Origin of the sequence: Erythrobacter sp. A6_0 (assembly GCF_017744235.1) — a bacterium.
In the GTDB taxonomy this organism is placed as follows: Bacteria; Pseudomonadota; Alphaproteobacteria; order Sphingomonadales; family Sphingomonadaceae; genus Qipengyuania.
This window is the reverse complement of record NZ_JAGHQR010000001.1, coordinates 896,180-913,094: the sequence shown is the minus strand read 5'-3', so window position 1 is coordinate 913,094 and position 16,915 is coordinate 896,180. Positions and strand designations below refer to the sequence as shown.

At 64.0% G+C, this 16,915-nt stretch carries 12 protein-coding genes; 8 read left to right on the top strand and 4 right to left on the bottom strand.

Translation table 11 applies throughout. The features are described from left to right. The first annotated feature begins 44 nt into the window (after positions 1 to 44). Positions 45 to 1,010 carry a bile acid:sodium symporter family protein gene (locus J7347_RS04560; RefSeq protein WP_209160990.1) on the top strand — a complete coding sequence of 322 codons (966 nt, stop codon included), beginning with the start codon at positions 45 to 47 and terminating at the stop codon, positions 1,008 to 1,010. Here the strand turns inward: J7347_RS04560 and J7347_RS04555 are convergent. Both J7347_RS04555 and panB read right to left on the bottom strand, forming a co-directional pair. Continuing rightward, positions 988 to 2,067, bottom strand: coding sequence for a DUF475 domain-containing protein (locus J7347_RS04555; RefSeq protein WP_067679222.1), 1,080 nt, complete (start codon positions 2,065 to 2,067; stop codon positions 988 to 990). The genes J7347_RS04560 and J7347_RS04555 overlap by 23 nt on opposite strands. A 26-nt stretch (positions 2,068 to 2,093) precedes the next feature. Beyond that, positions 2,094 to 2,966, bottom strand: a complete 873-nt coding sequence (gene panB / locus J7347_RS04550; protein WP_067679225.1) for a 3-methyl-2-oxobutanoate hydroxymethyltransferase — start codon at positions 2,964 to 2,966, stop codon at positions 2,094 to 2,096. A 159-nt stretch (positions 2,967 to 3,125) separates the two neighbouring features. Here panB and J7347_RS04545 point away from each other — a divergent pair, with 159 nt between their 5' ends. Beyond that, positions 3,126 to 4,532, top strand: coding sequence for a sodium-dependent transporter (locus tag J7347_RS04545; RefSeq protein WP_209160989.1), 1,407 nt, complete (start codon positions 3,126 to 3,128; stop codon positions 4,530 to 4,532). Positions 4,533 to 4,634: 102 nt separating this feature from the next. Beyond that, complete coding sequence (locus J7347_RS04540) at positions 4,635 to 6,212, top strand: amino acid permease (protein ID WP_209160988.1); 1,578 nt, start codon at positions 4,635 to 4,637, stop codon at positions 6,210 to 6,212. 74 nt (positions 6,213 to 6,286) lie between these two features. On the opposite strand, the gene J7347_RS04535 is transcribed toward J7347_RS04540, so the two are convergent. After that, positions 6,287 to 6,772: a pyridoxamine 5'-phosphate oxidase family protein gene (locus J7347_RS04535; protein ID WP_209160987.1), complete on the bottom strand. Its 486-nt coding sequence runs from the start codon at positions 6,770 to 6,772 to the stop codon at positions 6,287 to 6,289. Between the two features lie 246 nt (positions 6,773 to 7,018). On the opposite strand from J7347_RS04535, the gene J7347_RS13250 reads away from it, so the two are divergent. Continuing rightward, on the top strand, positions 7,019 to 7,789 hold the full coding sequence (locus J7347_RS13250) for a hypothetical protein (protein WP_245173862.1): 771 nt from the start codon (positions 7,019 to 7,021) through the stop codon (positions 7,787 to 7,789). Positions 7,790 to 7,798: 9 nt separating this feature from the next. Then, positions 7,799 to 9,364, top strand: a complete 1,566-nt coding sequence (locus J7347_RS04525; protein WP_209160986.1) for a DUF6504 family protein — start codon at positions 7,799 to 7,801, stop codon at positions 9,362 to 9,364. Between the two features lie 124 nt (positions 9,365 to 9,488). On the opposite strand, the gene J7347_RS04520 is transcribed toward J7347_RS04525, so the two are convergent. Then, positions 9,489 to 10,361 carry an alpha/beta hydrolase gene (locus J7347_RS04520; RefSeq protein ID WP_209160985.1) on the bottom strand — a complete coding sequence of 291 codons (873 nt, stop codon included), beginning with the start codon at positions 10,359 to 10,361 and terminating at the stop codon, positions 9,489 to 9,491. A gap of 132 nt (positions 10,362 to 10,493) precedes the next feature. Between J7347_RS04520 and J7347_RS04515 the strand changes: the two genes are divergently transcribed. From J7347_RS04515 to J7347_RS04505, 3 genes are all read left to right on the top strand, one after another. Further along, positions 10,494 to 11,741, top strand: a complete 1,248-nt coding sequence (locus J7347_RS04515) for a putative DNA modification/repair radical SAM protein (protein ID WP_067683392.1) — start codon at positions 10,494 to 10,496, stop codon at positions 11,739 to 11,741. Continuing rightward, entirely contained in the window at positions 11,738 to 13,183 is a 1,446-nt protein-coding gene (locus J7347_RS04510) for a UdgX family uracil-DNA binding protein (protein WP_209160984.1), read from the top strand. Before J7347_RS04515 ends, J7347_RS04510 begins: the two co-directional genes overlap by 4 nt. 107 nt (positions 13,184 to 13,290) lie before the next feature. Then, positions 13,291 to 16,914 (top strand): error-prone DNA polymerase, encoded by a 3,624-nt coding sequence (locus tag J7347_RS04505; RefSeq protein ID WP_209160983.1) that lies wholly within the window; start codon positions 13,291 to 13,293, stop codon positions 16,912 to 16,914. Position 16,915: the final 1 nt, after the last annotated feature.

Below are 16,915 nucleotides of genomic sequence, written 5' to 3'. Positions count from 1 at the left end.
GCTGCGGCTCGACAAGCGATGCGGCGCGAGGCAGGGGCCTCCCCATGGCTCTGCGCTCCGTCTTGTCCGATCCGATGCTCAAACTGCTGGCCGGGGCCGTTGCGCTCGCCGCGTTCCTGCCGGTGGGAGAAGCGGGCCAGCCAATCGCGACAGGCGTGGCCAATGCGGCGGTGTTCGTGCTGTTCCTGCTCAACGGCATGCGGATCGCGCGTAGCGAGATCGCGCGCGGCCTGCGCAATTGGCGCTTCCTCATCCCGCTGATCCTGTGGGTCTTCGTCGGTATGGCGGTGGTCGGATGGGGCATGGAAAAACTGGGTGCCGGGCTTTTGCCGCCGATGATTGCGGTCGGCTTTCTCTATCTCGGCGCCCTTCCATCCACCGTCCAGTCGGCGACATCCTACACCTCGATCGCGCATGGCAATGTCGGCATGTCGGTCATCTCGGCGGCCCTGCTCAACATCCTCGGCGTGTTCGTGACCGTGCCGATCTTCATCCTGTTGGGGGGATCGGGCGAAGGCGCCATCGGGTGGGAGACGGCGGAGCGGATCGCGCTGATCCTGCTGCTTCCGTTTGCGATCGGGCAATTGGTACAGGGGTGGACCAAGCAGTTCATCGCGCGCCATCAGCCCAAGATTATATGGATCGACCGCTTCGTGATCGCGCTGGCCGTCTATGTCGCGTTTTCCGGCGCGGTCGAACAGAATATCTGGGGCCGGGTCGATTCTTTGGGCTGGGTTGTGCTGGCAGGACTCGTCGCCGCGTTTCTGCTCGCCGCCAATATCGGCGCCTGGGTTTTGGGCGGGGCCCTCCACCTGCCGCACAAGGACCGCGTCTCCTTCCTGTTCGCGGGCGCGCAGAAGAGCGCGGCGGTCGGCGTTCCACTCGCGACGATCCTGTTCGCACCCGACATCGCCGGCTTCGTGGTCGTGCCGCTGCTACTCTACCACCTGTTCCAGCTGGTGGTCGCGGCGCCGGTGGCGGAGCGGCTCAGGCGGACGGAGGCAGAGTGACGGCTTCGGCCTCGCTATCGCCATATTTGCGATTGTGCCGGATCGACCAGTAGAGCGAGATGCCGATCAGCGTAGCGCCCAAGAGGCCAGTAATCGTTTCGGGGATGTGGAACACCGCGCTCAGCAGCATGATAGCACCCAGCACGATGATCGCCCAGAACGCACCGTTTTCGAGATAACGGTACTGGGCCAGCGTGCCCGCGCGCACCAGATGGATCGTCATCGATCGCACGAACATCGCCCCGATCGACAGACCCAATGCGATGACGAGCATGTTGTTGGTGAGCGCGAAGGCCCCGATCACCCCGTCGAACGAGAAGCTCGCATCGAGCACTTCGAGATAGAGGAAGCCGCCCAGACCCGAACGCACCGCGCCTTCGGCCATCTTCTTCTGGTCCGCGCGGTCGAGCAGAGTGCCGATCGCGTCGACGACCAGGTACGTCACGAGCCCGAGAATGCCCGCGACGAGGAAGGTCAGGGCATCGGCATCGTTCAGCATCAGCGAGATGAGATAGAGCGCCAGCAGAAGGAGGCCGATTTCAGCCGCCTTCACCACCGAAACCTTGACCAGGAATCGCTCGATCACTGCGATCCAGTGAACGTCCTTGTCGGCGTCGAAAAAGAAGTTGAGGCCCACCATCGTCAGGAAGGCACCGCCGAATCCGGCAATGCCGATATGGGCGCCGCTGACGATCGCCTCGTAGCGTTCGGGATCGTTCAGCGAGAGGTTCAGCGCGTCGATCGGCCCCAGATTGGCCGCGATCGCCACGATGGCGAGCGGGAAGACGATCCGCATGCCGAACACCGCGATTGCGATACCCCAGGTGAGGAAGCGCCACTGCCACTTCTCGCTCATGTCGCGCAGCACCGTGGCGTTGACGACCGCATTGTCGAAGGACAGCGAGATTTCGAGGATCGAGAGGACCACCACGATCCACATCAGTTCCAGCATGCCGACCCAGCCCTGGCCCTGCTCGAAGCCGAGCCAGACGCCGAGTGCCAGACAGATGGCCGTGAAGATCAGCGAACCGCGATAATGCTGCATCAGTGTTTGCATCGAAGGGGTAGTCCTGAAGGGGCCGCTCAGGCCTTGGGCTGATAGGTCTGGTCTTCGCTCGGGAAGCGGCGCGCGCGCACTTCCTCGGCGTATTTCGCGGCCGTCTTCTCGATGATGCCGGCCAGATCCTCGTATTTCTTCACGAAGCGCGGCACGCGTTCGAACATGCCCAGCATGTCTTCGGCCACCAGCACCTGACCGTCGCAGCGGGCCGAGGCGCCGATGCCGATCGTGGGGCAGGATACCGCTTCGGTCGCGGCGATGGCGATGGGCTCGACCACGCCCTCGATCACGATGGCGAAGGCACCCGCATCGTCCAGCGCCTTTGCATCGCCGACGATCTTGTCGGCCTCCGCATCGCTGCGCCCGCGCGCGGCATAGCCGCCCAGCACGTTCACCGCCTGGGGCGTCAGGCCGACATGGCCCATCACCGGAATGCCGCGCTGGGTCAGGAAGGCGACCGTTTCGGCCATCTGTGCCCCGCCTTCCAGCTTCACTGCCGCCGCGCCGCTTTGCTTCAGCAACATCGCCGCGCTTTCGAAGGCCTGTTCCTTCGACGCTTCGTAGGAGCCGAACGGCATGTCGACCACGACCACCGCGTGATAGCTGCCGCGCACCACGGCGGCGGCATGATTGGCCATCATGTCGAGCGTGACGGGAATGGTGGAGGGCAGGCCGTAAATCACCTGCGCGAGCGAATCCCCCACCAGCAAGAGGTCGCAATGGCTGTCGAGCAGCTGCGCCTGCCGCGCGGTATAGGCGGTCAGCATCACCAGCGGCTCGCCACTCTCGCCATCGGTCTTGCGTGCGCGGATCTTCGGCACGGTCAGCCGCTTCATCGGCGCGGGCGTGGGATTGGCGCGGCTGGTGGAGGTGTCGATCTGAAAGGTGGTGGACATGACGCGCCCCTAAACCGCGCGGGGCGATAAGGCAAAATATCACGATAATGTCACGGTCCGGCGCGCATCGAATTTGGACATCGGCGCATTTCCGTGCAAATGCAGCCGAAGGACAGCGCATTCGACGCACATAGCAATAGTTCCGGGGAGAAATGATACATGGTCGCCAACACCACGGGCGAGGGTTGGTCCTCACGCCGAGCATTCGTTTTGGCTGCGGTGGGTTCGGCTGTCGGGCTCGGCAACATGTGGCGTTTTCCGGCCGAAGCCGGGGCCAATGGCGGCGGTGCCTTCGTGATGTTCTACTTGCTGTGCGTGCTGCTGATCGGCTTGCCGGTCCTGCTGTCCGAAGTGTTGATCGGCAGACACGGTCAGTCCAACGCGCCCGAGAGCGTGCGCAGGGTCGCGGCTGAAAGCGGCAAATCGACGCGCTGGGCCTTCCTGGCCGATATCGGTGTGCTCGGTGCGTTTCTGGTCCTCAGCTTCTACTGCGTCGTAGGGGGCTGGGTGCTGTATTACATCGGCGTTTTCCTCAGCGACATATTCACCAGCGGCCTGATCGGCGGTGCTTTCGAAGGGCGCGATCCCGCCGAAGTCGAAGCCTTGCTGCCGAATCTGTTCGGCAATGGCGCGCTCATGCTCGGCCTTCACGTCGCCTTTCTGGCGATAACGCTCTATTTCGTCGCGCGCGGCGTTTCGGGGGGAATTGAATGGGTGGCGACATGGTTGATGCCCGCCTTCTTTATCCTGTTCGTCGCGATCACGATCTACGGTTCCTTCACCGGCGGATTTGAAGAAGCGGTATCCTATCTCTTCACAGTGAACTTCTCCGCGCTGACCGGGCCGGTCATGCTTGCCGCAGTGGGCCAGGCGTTCTTCTCGCTCTCGCTCGGCGTCGCGGGCATGATGACGTATGGCGCCTATGTCGGGCGCGACGTCAATCTGGCCGGTACTTCGGGCATTATCGCCGGAGCCGATTCGGCGGTAGCCCTGCTGGCCGGGCTGTGCATCTTCCCGATCGTGTTCGCCGCCGGGCTGGAAGCCAATGCCGGTCCGGGCCTCATGTTTCAGAGCCTGCCGCGGGCGTTTCAGGACATTCCTTTCGGTTCGGTCATCGGGCTGCTTTTCTTCATCATGGTGTTCTTCGCCGCCCTGACCAGTTCGATCTCCCTGCTTGAAGCTCCGACGGCGTGGTTCAAGGACCGTTTCCGTATGCCGCGCCCGATCGCAACCGGCATCGTCTCCGGCGGCGCCCTGGTCCTGGGCGGATTCGCGGCCTGGTTCTGGGGCCGGCCGGTGCCGGTCCTGTCCGATATCGCCCTGTTCGACGGGCAGGATACGTTTTCGATCCTCGACACGCTGACCAGCCGCATCCTGATGCCGGTAGGCGCGATCCTGACCTCCCTGTTCGTCGGCTGGGTCGCCTCGCGCCGCCTGATCGATAGCGAGAACGGCCTGTCCGGCGGGTTGCACCATTTCTGGCTGTTCCTGGTGCGCTGGGCGTGCCCGCTGGCCTTGATCGTGATCCTGATCGTAGGAATCTTCCCATCGATTATCGGCGAGTGACAGATTTCGCTTTTGCGAACGTCATTTCGGGAATAAATCGCGCGCTTCCGGCTGGCTGAGTGGGATTGTCCTGCTGCGGGCCTGGGGGGCTTAGCGGTCCATATGATTTTCGACAGAGTGAAACCGCTCGACGCCATTCTGGCGACGGCGGAGAAGAAGGCGCTGCACCGGACACTGGGCGGCCTGCAATTGATGCTGTTCGGCATCGGGTGCATTATCGGCACGGGAATTTTCGTGCTGACGGCGGCAGGCGCTCAAAAGGCGGGGCCGGGCCTGATGCTCGCTTTCGCCATTGCAGGCGCGGTCTGCATCGTGGCGGCGCTGTGCTATGCCGAGGTCGCCTCGATGATCCCGGTGGCGGGATCGGCCTATACCTATAGCTATGCTTCGGTCGGCGAATTCCTCGCCTGGACGGTGGGCTGGGCGCTGATCCTCGAATACGCCGTCGCGGCGAGCGCGGTTTCGGTGGGCTGGTCGGGCTATTTCTCGGGCACGATCCTCAATGAATTTCTCGGCATAACCTTGCCGCCCTGGCTGGCGGCAGGGCCGCTGGCCTTGGGCGGTGCGCCGGGCGGGTTCATCAACCTGCCTGCCCTGGTGATCGCGATGCTGGTCACCTGGCTCCTGATGGTGGGCACGAGCGAAAGCGCCAAGGTCAATGCGATCCTAGTCGCGATCAAGGTGACGGCGCTGACCCTGTTCATCGCCCTGACGCTGACCAGCCCCGAATTCGACGTCGCGCGCTTCAATCCGTTTTTGCCCGCCGGCGTGTTCGGCGGGTTCGGCTCAGGGCTCGGCGCGGTGGGCGCGGCGGCGACGATCTTCTTCGCTTACGTGGGCTTCGATGCAGTCTCGACCGCGGCGGAAGAGACCAAGAACCCGCAAAGGAACGTGCCGATCGGCCTGATCGGTTCGCTGCTGTTCTGCACCGTGTTCTACATCCTCGTCGCGGCGGGGGCGATCGGGACGATCGGCGGACAGCCGATCATGGGGCCGGGTGGTATTCCCTTCCCGGCGGGATCGGAAGAGCTGGCGCGGCAATGCGCCCTGCCGGCCTATTCCGGCGCGCTGGTCTGTTCGGACGAGGCGCTGGCCCATGTCCTGCGTCAGATCGGCTTTTCGGGGATCGGCAACGTGCTCGGCATCGCGGCCTTCCTCGCCCTGCCTTCGGTCATCCTGGTGCTGATCTTTGCGCAGACCCGCATCTTCTTCGTGATGAGCCGCGACGGGCTGCTGCCCGAACGGTTGAGCAAGGTGCATCCCAAATGGAAGACGCCCCATGTCGTCACCATGATCACCGGGCTGATCGTGGCGCTGGGCGCGGCGTTCATGCCGGTGGGTCTGTTGGCGGATTACGCCAATGCGGGCACGCTCTACGCCTTCTTCATGGTGGCGGTTGCCGCCATGGTTCTGCGCGTGAAGGATCCCCATCGCCACCGCAGTTTCCGCATGCCTGCGGTCTGGGTGGTGGCGCCGCTGACGCTGATCGGGTGCCTGTTCCTCTATCTCAACCTGCCGCTGATCGCGATCCTGGTGCTGCCGGTATGGGGCGCCATCGGGCTGGTGGTCTATTTCGGTTACAGCCGGTCGCGCAGCCAGATGGGACAGGGCGTGGTCGAGGTGGTGGACGAGATCGGGGGTGAGGAGAAGATCGTCCCGATCGACGCGCCGAAAGCCTGAGAGGGCCGAAGCCATAACGAAAAAGGGCCGCCCGGTGGGCGGCCCTTATCATATCTAAGCTATGTATCAGGCGTTCAGAGCGAAGCCTGCTTGACGTGCTTTTCTTCAGCCTCGTCATGGACATACATGCCCAGTGCCATTTTGGCGGTGTTGAGCAGGCTCATATCGCCATCCCAGATTTCCGCCGTGCCGAGATCCATGCGCAGGAAAACGATGTGCGGATCGTCCTTGCCACCTTCATACCAGGCTTCGACGAAATTGCTCCAGAACTGGTCGAAGCGTTCCTTGCTGGTTTCGCGGACCAGATGGCCGTCGAACCGGGCGAACATGTCGTGCCCCTTGCTCTGGAACGTCGCGACTGCGGGGCCGCCATCCTTGAAGTCGCTCTTGTCGTGGGTGAAGAACCAGATCGAGCTGTTGGCGTCCTTGTCGAGCTGCGGAGCCATCGGCACCGCGCTGCTGCTGTCGTTGCGGTTCTGCAAAAACAGGAAGGAGGAATCGGCCAGGGCCTTCCAGAATTTGGTCTTGAGCTCGTCGGGATTGCCTTCTGCGTGCTTCATATCGATGCGCTCCTTGTCGCGTTGAGAGTGTGCCGCGCCTTTTGGAAAGCGGGCGGTTGCTGGGGCAACGGTCGAGCGGCGGGATGGTGCCCGCATGGTTGTGGAGAGGTGTCGGGGGCGGATTGCGAATCCGTGCAGTATGGAACATAAAGAGAACGAACGAGTCGTTTCCCCGTCCATGCCCTGTTTTCACTGGTGCCCTCTATGTCCACCGAACCCCGATCGAAAACCGATACCCGGCCGACCATGCCGCTCGATGTCACGCGTGTCGGCTGTACCGTCGGCGCGGCGGCGCTGGGGCACGAGCGTTCGTCGCGCTGGCGGCCGGGATTGACGGCGCAAGGGGGTGCGGCCCCCTGCCATAGCGAGATTTTCGCTCCGTCGGGGGATGGCAGCGGGGCCGCCGCCGCGCTCGCTCTCGCGCTCGACGACTGGCGCAACACGCCGCGGCCCGAAGGGTGCGAGGCGGAGGATCGCCGCGCGGTCCTGTGGGTGCAGATGCGTGAGGCGGCGCGGCTCGTGGGCCGACCCTATCGCCCCGGCCTGCCCGAAGACGTGCGCCGCCGGGTGATCCATGTCCTTGCCGACACGCCCGAAGATGCGCTGTTCGCGTTGGAGGAAGGGGTGCGGTGCCGCGACATCGCGTTCGTTATCGGAGAGATGCTGGGTAATCCGCGCGCGCTCGATTTCACCGCCTCGCGCCGCCTCACTCTGGCGGCGGAGCGCCATGGCGTGCCGCTGTATCTCGTCCGGCTCGACGCCCGGCGCGATCTGTCTTCTGCCCGGATGCGCTGGAATGTCGCCTCCGCACCTTCTCCCGAGCCACGCTGGAACCCCCAGGCCCCCGGCACGCCTGCCTGGCATGCGGAATTGTTCCGTGCGCGCGGACACCGGCCGGGCGAATGGGTGCTGGGCGATGGCGGGCGGCATCTGGCTGCCCGGCAGTTCGAGGCAGCTTCGAAGCAGCACGCGCCTTTCGAGCAGGCGTCCCGCAAGGCCCCGGCCTTCCCAGCATGAGCGATGCGAATGGCCCGTCGCATCCTGTCCCTCTGGCTCCCGGCGCTAGCGATGGATCGCTGGCGGCTCGCGCATGAGGACGAGGATAATACGCAGCCGCGCGTCCTGATCGCCGATACCGCGCACGGCCCTCGGATCGAGGCGGTCAATCGCGCCGGAGCCGTGGCGGGCGCGCGCAGGGGCATGATGCTGGCCGATGCGCGCACGCTGTGCCCCGCGCTGCTGACTGCTCCGGCCGATCCGGCGGGCGATCTCGCCTTTCTGGAACATCTCGCCATCTGGGCGATGCGCTGGGGACCGTGGTCGGCGATGGATCCGCCCGACGGCCTGCTGGTCGATGTGACCGCCGTGCCCCACCTGTTCGGGGGCGAGGCCAGGCTGATCGAGGATGTCCATGCCGCTTTCGCGCGCCGCAAGCTGGCCCTGCGCAGCGCCATCGCGCCGACTGCCGGGGCGGCATGGGCCCTGGCGCATTACGGACGATCGCAGGCGATCCTCGATCCTTTCCCGGCGCAAGGGGATCGCATCCCTCCGCAACTCGCAGCCCTGCCTGTCGCAGCCTTGCGGCTCGACGAGGATGTCCTCACCGTGCTGCGCCGCCTCGGGATCAAACGTCTGGGCCAGCTGGATGCGATCGAGGAGGACGGGGCGGGGCGCGATGCGATCCAGCGGCGCTTCCGCAACCGCAAATCGCCCGCCGCCAATCCGCTGATCCGGCTCGACCAATTGCTCGGCCGGATACCCGAGCCGCTGCTGCCGGTCGTCCCCCAGCAGGCTCCACTGGTGCAGCGAAGGCTGATGGAGCCGATCCGCCATCGCACGCTGCTCGACACCGTGCTGGAGGATCTGGCGCTCGACATGGCGCGCGAGCTGGAAGGCAAGGCGCTGGGCGCGCGGCGGCTCGAACTCGGACTGTGGCGCGTCGATGGCGAAGTGTTGGTCCGCCGCCTGGAAATGGCCGCGGCGACGCGCGATCCCGCGCATATCTGCCGCCTGTTCGCCGCCCGGCTCGACGATGTGGATGCGGGGTTCGGGATCGAGATGCTGCGGCTGCGCGCCAGCTGGGCCGAGCCGCTGGCTCTGGCGCAGGGCGATATCGAAGCCGCGGCAGAAGCGCACGGAACCTCGCTATCGGCCTGTATCGACCGGCTGAGCGTGAGGCTGGGCGCTGAAAAGGTCGCTCGCCCGATCCCCTTCGCCAGTCACATTCCCGAACGCGCGCAACGCTGGCGTCCTCCGCTGGACCCCGAACCGGCTTCGCAAGGCCTGTTGGCTTTCCATAACAGGCCGATGAAATTGCTGGATAAAGCGGAGAAGATCGCCGTGCTCTACGCCACCCCCGATGGCTATCCCAAGCGTTTTCGCTGGCGCGGGGCAGTGCGCGAAGTGGCGCGGGTGGAAGGACCGGAGCGGATCGCGCCCGAATGGTGGCGCGAACGCGGCAGCGCGCGCTTACGCGATTACTACCGGATCGAGGACGGGGCGGGGTGCCGCTACTGGATCTATCGCCAGGGGCTGATCGGCGATGGGCGAGGGGGAATGCCGGACTGGTATTTGCAAGGCCTATGCGGCTGACGCCACGCCGCCATGCATTCATGACGTCATTACAAAGTGCTGATTTTAAAAGAAAAGGCGCGCCCCGCAGGACGCGCCTCGTTCTCTGTCACGATGTTCTCTGTCACGATCTGTCCGCCGAATATCAGGCAGACGCGATCGTTCCACCTTCGGCCGTCGCTCTGCTGCTTCCGGCGCCGCCGAGAAATTCGAGCAGATCGTCGCCCAGACGCTCGGTCTGAGTCGCGAACACGGCATGCGGTTCGCCGTCATATTCGATCAGCGTCGCGCTCGGCACCTTTTCGGCGACCTGGCGCCCGGTCGCATCGATCGGCACGGTCTGGTCCTTGGTTCCGTGGATCACCAGCGTGGGCACATTGAAGCTGACGAGATCGGGGCGGAAATCGGTGTTGGCGAATGCGCCCGCCGATTGCAGCGTCGCATACTGGCTCGCCATCATCGTCGTCATCCAGGCCCAGTGCTTCTCCTCGTCATGCACCTTGGTGGACAGCACGCCGTCACCGTAGAAATCCTTGAAGAAGCCCGTGAAGAAGTGACGAAATTCGGTCTTCATCCCCTTGGTCATTTCGTCCAGCGTGGATTGCGGCACGCCATCGGGATTGTCGTCGGTCTTGAGCATATAGGGGACGACGGAGCTGACCAGCACCGCCGCGCTCACGCCCTTGCCCTGGTGACGCGACATGTAGCGCGCGATCTCGCCGCCACCCATGGAAAAGCCGACCAGAGCGACATCGTCGCTCGCGCCGACCTCCTTCATCACATCGGCGAGATCGTCGGAGAAGGTATCGTAATCGTAGCCCTTGGGCGCATGATCGGAATGGCCGAAACCGCGCCGGTCATAGGCGATCGCACGATAGCCGTTTTCGGCCAGCTTCATCATGATCGGATCCCAGCTATCGGCCGAAAGCGGCCAGCCATGGATCAGGATCACGGGGCGGCCTTCGCCGAGTTCCTTGTAGCGCAGGCGCGTTCCATCGCGCGTGGTGAGGTTGGGCATTCGTCGTCTCCTTGAATGGGGGATATGCCGAACCAACCCACCGGACGGCCCGCGCGTTCCGTAAGTTACGCAATCGGCGCTTTTTTCCTGCGAGGGCTAGGCAAGGTTCATGTGAGAACATATAAAGAACATATGGCTTCGCAGACCGTCCTCGAAAAGCTCGCGATTCTCGCCGATGCGGCGAAATACGATGCGTCCTGCGCGTCGTCCGGCACGGCGAAGAAGAACTCGCTGGGATCGGCCAAGGGGATCGGATCGACCGAGGGGATGGGCATCTGTCACGCCTATGCGCCGGACGGGCGCTGCATTTCGCTGCTCAAGATCCTGCTGACCAATCACTGCGTGTTCGACTGCCATTATTGCGTCAACCGCAAGAGCTCGAACGTGGCACGGGCGCGCTTCACGCCGCAGGAGGTCGTGGACCTGACGCTGGCCTTCTACCGCCGGAATTATATCGAGGGGTTGTTTCTCTCTTCGGGCATCGTGAAGAATTCCGATCACACGATGGAACAGATCGTAGAAGTCGCGCGCATCCTTCGGGAAGAGCACGATTTTCGCGGCTATATCCATTTGAAGACCATTCCGGAAGCGGATGCCGAGATCGTCCACCGCGCGGGGCTTTACGCCGATCGCGTCTCGATCAATGTCGAACTGCCGACCGATAGCGGCCTCACCCGCCTGGCGCCCGACAAGGACGCCCGCCAGATCGAAGGGGCGATGGGCCGGGTGAAGGCCGATCTCGTCGAGGCGAAGGATGCGAGGAAGCGCTTCCGCCACGCGCCGCGCTTCGCGCCCGCGGGCCAATCGACGCAGATGATCGTGGGCGCCGATGCTGCGACCGATGCGGATATCGTCGGCAAGGCGAGCAGGCTCTACGACAATTTTCGCCTGCGCCGAGTCTATTACAGCGCGTTCAGCCCGATCCCCGATGCGAGCGCGGTGCTGCCCCTGAAGCGCCCGCCGCTGATCCGCGAACATCGCCTGTACCAGTCGGACTGGCTGATGCGATTCTACGGCTACAAGCCGACAGAGGTGATGCAGGCGACCGAGGCGGACGGGAATTTGCCGCTCGATATCGATCCCAAGCTCGCCTGGGCATTGAAATTCCGCGACAGTTTCCCGGTCGACGTCAATCGCGCCACCAAGGAGCAGCTTTTGCGCGTGCCGGGGCTGGGGGTGAAGGCGGTCCACAAAATCCTCGCCAGCCGCCGCCACCGCACCCTGCGCCTGGACGATGTGGCGCGGCTCACTCAGTCGATCACCAAGGTGCGTCCGTTCATCTGTACGGTGGATTGGCGTCCTACTCTGCTGACCGACCGCGCCGACCTCAGGACCATGCTCGCTCCCAAGACCGAGCAGCTCGAACTGTTCGCGGCATGAGAGAGGCGCGATCGCTCCAGTCCATGAAGCTCGGCACATATTACGTGGTCGAGCTGCCCGAGCCGGACGATTTCGAGTTCTGGCGCGAGCGGGCGCGGTCGCTGATCCAGTGCGACGTGCCGCCCGATCGGATCGCCTGGATCGAACCGGGAAGTAGTGGCGATCTGTTCGCGCATGGCGAGAGGCGCGCGCCCGTACCGCCCGGCGATGCGCCTGCGGTGCGTGCCAATCGCCGCTTCGTATCCCTTGCGAAGAACGCCGCGCTCCATTCCGATCCCGAACGCTTCGCCTTGCTCTATCGCCTGCTGTGGCGGCTTCAGGCGAACCCGCGCATGATGGAGGACAAGGCCGATCCCGATGTGCGCCGGATCGAAGAGCTCGACAAGAATGTCCGGCGCGACAGCCACAAGATGCACGCCTTCGTCCGCTTCCGCCTGGTGGAGAACGAGGAAACGGATGGCGAGCACTACGTCGCCTGGTTCGAGCCCGAGCATCATATCCTGCGCGCCAATGCGGGCTTCTTCATGCGTCGTTTCGCCAATATGCGCTGGTCCATCCTGACGCCGCAGGGCAGCCTCCACTGGGACGGCGAGACCATGCGCGAAGGCCCGCCCGCCGAACGCGTCGACGCGCCGGGCGGCGATCCGATGGAGGATTTGTGGCGCACCTATTACGCATCCATCTTCAACCCCGCGCGTTTGAAGGTCGGGGCCATGCTCAAGGAAATGCCCCGCAAATATTGGAAGAACATGCCCGAAGCCGCGCTCATTCCCGAGCTGGTGGCGGGCGCGCAGAAGCGGGAGAGCGCGATGGTCGATGCCGGAGCTCTGGAATTCGAAGAACGGCCCGAGACGCTGGCAGCGATCGACAAGGCGATCCACGCATGCCGAAAATGTCCGATCGGTGCGCTCGAAAACCAGGCGGTGATGGGCGAGGGGCCGCAGGATGCCGCTCTCATGATAGTCGGCGAACAGCCGGGCGATCAGGAAGATCAGGCCGGACGTCCCTTCGTCGGGCCTGCAGGGCAATTGCTCGACGTCCATCTTGAAAAAGCGGGGATCGACCGAAAGGCGAGCTACGTCACCAACACGGTCAAGCATTTCAAATACGTTCAGCGCGGCAAGCGGAGGCTCCATCAGTCTCCGGCTGCGAAAGAAATCGATACCTGCCGCTGGTGGATCGAAAGCGAGCGCGCGATCGTGCAACCGAAACTCGTGCTCGCCATGGGCGCCAGCGCGGCGCGCGGAATGCTGGGCAAGACGGTCAGTATCTCCAAGGCGCGCGGGAGTCCGATCGCGCTGGAGGATGGCAGCGAGCTTTGGATCACTGCGCATCCATCCTATTTGCTGCGGCTCGAAGGCCCGGCGCGCGAGGAACAGGCGCGCCTGTTCGACGCCGATTTAGCCGCGGTGAAGGAGCGGTTGGAGGAGCTTAGCGGGTGATCGACATGCATGTCTTCGTCATCCCCGCGAAGGCGGGGGTCCAGAGCGGAGCCGCCGAGCTTGCAGCTGGATTCCTGCCTTCGCGGGAATGACGGCCGGGCAGGCACATGCCCGAAAACGATCTCCAGATACCCCGGCGCAGGATCGAGCTCGGCCCCGATTCTGTCGATGCGCCGCCACGCGCGCCTTTCGTGGAGCTTGGGCTGGTGAGCTGCTTTAGCTTCCTTCGCGGCGCGTCGGATGCGGTGGATATCGTCAAGCAGGCCTGGGAGCTTGGCTACGATGCGATCGGGATCGCCGACGCCAACACCATGGCTGGCGTGGTGCGCATCCATACCGAAGCGAAAACGCTGAAATTGAAGCCGGTTATCGGTTGCAGGATAGAAACGGTCGAAGGCTTGGCCTTCCTCGCCTATCCTCGGAATCGCGCTGCCTATGGGCGGGTGTGCCGCTTGATCAGCGCAGGCCGGATGGCGACGCTGGATGGCGAATGGCAGGCGAAGGGGGCCTGCGAGATCAGCCTGGCCATGCTCGCCGATTACAGCGAGGACGTCCACCTCGTCCTCATACCGCCGCGCGATCTGGACGAGCGTTTCACCATCGTAGTACCGAACAATGTGGTTCCGTTTAGGTCAGGGGAACTGGGTGAGTCCTCGCCATCGTTTCGCAATATAACCAAGCCTTTCGAACAGCTTGTCGGTCATATCGCAGATCGTCTCCCGACCCTGCGCCATATCGCCGCCAGCTACCTCCACTCAGGCGACGATGTCGTACGGATCGAAAGGCTCGACGCGCTGGCGAAGGCGAATGGCCTGTCCATCCTGGCGACCAACGATGTGCATTACGCCACGCCCGACAGACGCCCGCTGCAGGACGTGATGACGGCGATCCGGCACAAGACCACCGTCGCCGCCGCCGGTCATCTGCTGCACGGGAATGCCGAACGCTATCTCAAATCGCCCGAAACGATGCTCCGCCTGTTCGAACGCTGGCCCCATGCGATCGCGGCCGCGCGCGCAGTGGCGGATTCATGCGAGTTCTCTCTAGACGATCTAAGCTACGAGTATCCTGAGGAGATCTACCCTGACGGCATGACGCCACAGGAATTCCTTGAAAGCGAGACCTGGTGGGGGGCGGAGGATCGCTACCCATCCGGTGTGCCTGACCATATCGCGGACACGCTGGAGCGCGAATTGGCGCTGATCGCGAAGCTCGATCTCGCGCGCTATTTCCTCACCATCAAGGATATCGTCGATTTCGCGCGCTACGGGGTCGATCCGCCGATCCTGTGTCAGGGGCGGGGTAGCGCGGCCAATTCGGCGGTCTGCTATTGCCTCGGCATTACCAATGTCGATCCCGCCAAGCACCAGCTGCTGTTCGACCGCTTCATTTCCGAAGAGCGCAAGGAGCCGCCCGATATCGATGTCGATTTCGAGCACGAGCGGCGCGAGGAGGTGATCCAGTACCTTTACAAGCGGTACGGCCGCCACCGCGCCGGATTGTGCGCCACGGTGATCCATTTCCGCCCCCGCATGGCGATCCGCGAAGTCGGCAAGGCGATGGGCCTGACAGAGGATGTCACCGCCGCGCTCGCCAAGACGGTCTGGGGCGGATGGGGCAAGGAGATCAGCGAACGCCACGCCCAGGAAACGGGCATGAATGTGACCGATCCTCACTTGAAGCGCGTTCTTAAACTGACCGAGCAGATGATTGGGATGCCACGCCATTTATCGCAGCATGTCGGAGGCTTCATTCTGACCGAGAACGCGCTGACCGAGACGGTGCCGATCGGCAATGGCGCCATGCCCGATCGCAGCTTCATCGAATGGGACAAGGACGATATCGAAGCGCTCGGCATCCTCAAGGTGGACGTGCTGGCGCTGGGGATGCTGACCTGTATCAGGAAGTGCCTCGATCTGCTTGAAAACCATCATGAAAGGCGTCTCGATCTGGCCAGCGTCCCGCGCGAGGATCCCGAGACCTACGCCATGTTGCGCAAGGGGGATTCGCTCGGCGTGTTCCAGGTGGAGAGCCGCGCGCAGATGAACATGCTGCCGCGCCTGCGCCCACGCGAATTCTACGATCTCGTGATCCAGGTCGCTATCGTGCGGCCCGGCCCGATTCAGGGCGACATGGTGCACCCTTATCTGAAGCGCCGTCGGGGGGCGGAACAGGTCGTTATCCCCACGCCGAGCCCCGAACACGGCCCGCCTGACGAATTGTCCAGCATTCTCGAACGCACACTTGGCGTCCCGATCTTTCAGGAACAGGCGATGAAGATCGCGCTCGACGCGGCGAAATTTTCGAGCCTCGAGGCCAACCGTTTGCGCAAGGCGATGGCGACCTTCCGCAGCCGGGGCATGGTGGACGAATTGCAGGACATGATGGTGGAGCGCATGGTGAAGCGCGGCTACGATCGCGAATTCGCCCAGCGCTGCTTCAACCAGATCAGGGGCTTCGGCGAATACGGTTTTCCGGAAAGCCACGCGGCGAGCTTCGCGCATCTCGTCTATGTTAGCAGCTGGCTGAAATGCCATTTTCCGGCCGCCTTCGGATGCGCGCTGCTCAATTCGCAGCCGATGGGCTTCTATGCGCCCGCCCAGATCGTGCGCGATGCGGCGGAGCACGGCGTGCGCGTGTTAGCGGCGGATGTGAACCTGTCGGACTGGGACTGCACTCTGGAAGACACGGCATCCCAGCGAGAGCGAGAATTGGGTGCTGCGCAGTCGGATTCGGTTGAGAGCGAGCCCGGCCCTCGCCGGGATGACGAGGTTATGGGGAGGGCGGACCGCCATATCGCCCTGCGCCTGGGCCTGCGCCAGATCGACGGCCTGCCCGAGGCGATGGCGGCGCGGATCGTGGCCGAGCGGGTCGAGAACGGCCCCTATCGCGATGTCGCCGAATTGCGCGACCGGGCGAAGATCGGGCCTGCTCATATCGAGCGGCTCGCATCCGCGGACTGTTTCGGATCGCTGGGGCTGTCGCGGCGTCAGGCGCTGTGGGACGCGCGCAGCCTGATTGGTGCGCCCGATCTGCCGTTGTTCGCCCATGCCGCCGCGCGCGACGAGGGGGCAGAGACGCGGCGCACTACGCTTCCCGTGATGCCGTTGAGCGAAGAGGTCGTCGCCGATTACCAGACCACGCGATTGAGCCTGAAGGCGCATCCGATGGCCTTCCTGCGCGCCGGCCTCGCCGAGCGGGGCTTCGTGCGCGCCTGCGATCTGCGCGCCCGCAAGTTCCGCTCCATGGTCCATGTCGCGGGCGTGGTCCTGATCCGCCAGCGGCCGGGTAGCGCGAAGGGAGTGTGCTTCATCACGTTGGAGGACGAGACGGGCGTCATCAATCTGGTCGTCTGGCCCGACTTGAAGGAGAAGCAGCGGCGTGTGGTGATGGGCGCGCGGCTGATGGAGGTGCGGGGCCGCGTCGAATATGACGACGAGGTGATCCACGTGATCGCGCACCATATGAGCGACGCCACGGACGAGCTGCACAAACTGTCCGACGACATGCTGAACGCCCCCGTCGCGCGCGCCGATCATGTCAGCAATCCGCTGCCGTCGAAGTTCAGCCCGCGCGACGACCTTCGCGAAGGGGCCGACGATCCCTACCAGCCCGTCGAACCGTGGGAGGAACCGCCAGCGGGCAATCGCGAATGCGGGTTCCACGGGCCGCAATCGGGCGGGCATCCGCGCAATGTCAGGATCATTCCCAAATCCCGCGACTTTCATTGAC

Coding starts and splice junctions, on each gene's coding strand:
- J7347_RS04520 (WP_209160985.1), bottom strand. CDS start 10,361: ATGCCCAACCTCACCACGCGCGATGGAACGCGCCTGCGCTACAAGGAA.
- J7347_RS04505 (WP_209160983.1), top strand. CDS start 13,291: ATGCCCGAAAACGATCTCCAGATACCCCGGCGCAGGATCGAGCTCGGC.
- J7347_RS04540 (WP_209160988.1), top strand. CDS start 4,635: ATGATTTTCGACAGAGTGAAACCGCTCGACGCCATTCTGGCGACGGCG.
- J7347_RS04515 (WP_067683392.1), top strand. CDS start 10,494: ATGGCTTCGCAGACCGTCCTCGAAAAGCTCGCGATTCTCGCCGATGCG.
- J7347_RS04545 (WP_209160989.1), top strand. CDS start 3,126: ATGGTCGCCAACACCACGGGCGAGGGTTGGTCCTCACGCCGAGCATTC.
- J7347_RS04555 (WP_067679222.1), bottom strand. CDS start 2,067: ATGCAAACACTGATGCAGCATTATCGCGGTTCGCTGATCTTCACGGCC.
- J7347_RS04525 (WP_209160986.1), top strand. CDS start 7,799: ATGGCCCGTCGCATCCTGTCCCTCTGGCTCCCGGCGCTAGCGATGGAT.
- J7347_RS04535 (WP_209160987.1), bottom strand. CDS start 6,772: ATGAAGCACGCAGAAGGCAATCCCGACGAGCTCAAGACCAAATTCTGG.
- panB (WP_067679225.1), bottom strand. CDS start 2,966: ATGTCCACCACCTTTCAGATCGACACCTCCACCAGCCGCGCCAATCCC.
- J7347_RS04510 (WP_209160984.1), top strand. CDS start 11,738: ATGAGAGAGGCGCGATCGCTCCAGTCCATGAAGCTCGGCACATATTAC.
- J7347_RS13250 (WP_245173862.1), top strand. CDS start 7,019: ATGCCGCTCGATGTCACGCGTGTCGGCTGTACCGTCGGCGCGGCGGCG.
- J7347_RS04560 (WP_209160990.1), top strand. CDS start 45: ATGGCTCTGCGCTCCGTCTTGTCCGATCCGATGCTCAAACTGCTGGCC.